Source organism: Romboutsia sp. 13368 (assembly GCF_018336475.1).
Taxonomy (GTDB): domain Bacteria; phylum Bacillota; class Clostridia; order Peptostreptococcales; family Peptostreptococcaceae; genus Romboutsia.
In genome coordinates, this window is sequence record NZ_CP048741.1 from 198,117 (window position 1) to 199,408 (window position 1,292).

At 27.6% G+C, this 1,292-nt stretch carries 2 protein-coding genes; both read left to right on the forward strand.

Going from position 1 to position 1,292, the window contains the following annotated elements; genetic code table 11:
• The coding region (locus G3997_RS00880; RefSeq protein WP_330616149.1) for a VOC family protein at positions 1-431 on the forward strand (431 nt) is incomplete at its 5' end.
• 81 nt (positions 432-512) lie between these two features.
• Positions 513-1,118 (forward strand): DUF4397 domain-containing protein, encoded by a 606-nt coding sequence (locus G3997_RS00885; RefSeq protein ID WP_296646641.1) that lies wholly within the window; start codon positions 513-515, stop codon positions 1,116-1,118.
• Positions 1,119-1,292 lie beyond the last annotated feature (174 nt).

The window sequence follows — 1,292 nt, forward strand, 5'->3', positions numbered from 1 at the left end:
ATAATAATATTATAGGAGGAACACCTATGGCTATAAAAATGATACATCATGTGTGTATACAAACTGATAAATATAAGGAATCATTAGATTTTTATACAAATATATTAGGATTTAAGATAGTTCAAGAAAGTAAAGATTTTCATACTAGAGAATATAACACTTGGATAAAATGTGGAGAATTTATGATAGAGCTACAAACTGCTAAAGCTAATGATACTTTACATAAATGGAGCTCTTTAAATTCTGGACCTGTACATTTAGGTTTTATAGTTGATGATGTACAAGCAGAATATGAAAGAATTAAAAATCTAGGGTATACAGATTTTAAATTAAAAAATGGAAAAATTGTATACGAGGTTGAAGGAGAAAAGTTATTTAAGGTAAAAGCTCCAGAAGGAACAGAAATAGAAATAAGAGATACAGATATATAAGGAATATAATTAGTATCAAAAAATGCAAACCCTTAATAATATGATAGTAGTAGCATATTTTAAGTTTAAGGGGGAGGAAAAGTGAGAAATTTTAATGAAAATTACTCTTTAGTTAGAGTCTTACATGCAGTGGTAGAAGGTGATGTTGTAGATATATACTTAAATGGAAGTCCATTTTTTAATAATATCCAATTTACTGATTTTACACCATACGTATATGTTCCAAAGGGTCAATATACAGTAGAAGTTTTTTTAAGAGATCAAAAAGAAAATCCGATAATTACAGGTAATATAGATATAACTTCTAATGAGTTAGTTACTATAGCTATTATAGGGGAATCAGATAAAACTATAGATATACTACCAATAGAAGAAGAAATGACAATACCTACAGGCAATCAATCTAAAGTGAGATTTATACATTTAGTTCCAAATGGAAGACCTGTAGATATTGTGTTAGATGGGCAAAGAGTTTTAGAGGATGTTGAGTATAAAGAAATAACTCCATATACAGATGTAAATCCTAAAACATATCAAGTTGATGTATTATTAAGTGAAAATGGTCAATTAATTAGACAAATACAAGTAACTATAAATCCAGGTAGGGTGTATAGTTTTTATGCATTAGGCAATAAACCAAATTTCCAAATATTCCAGTCTTTAGATGGAGCAACTTTTATGATGTAAGTTTATATGAATTAAAAAATCCACTTATTTTTATATAGCAAACTTATGCTTGCAAATATAAAATAGGTGGATTTTTTATTATACAAGGTTATATTTTAAAAGTAACTCAGCAATTTGGATGGCATTAGTTGCAGCACCTTTTCTTATATTATCTGCAACTACCCACATATTTAT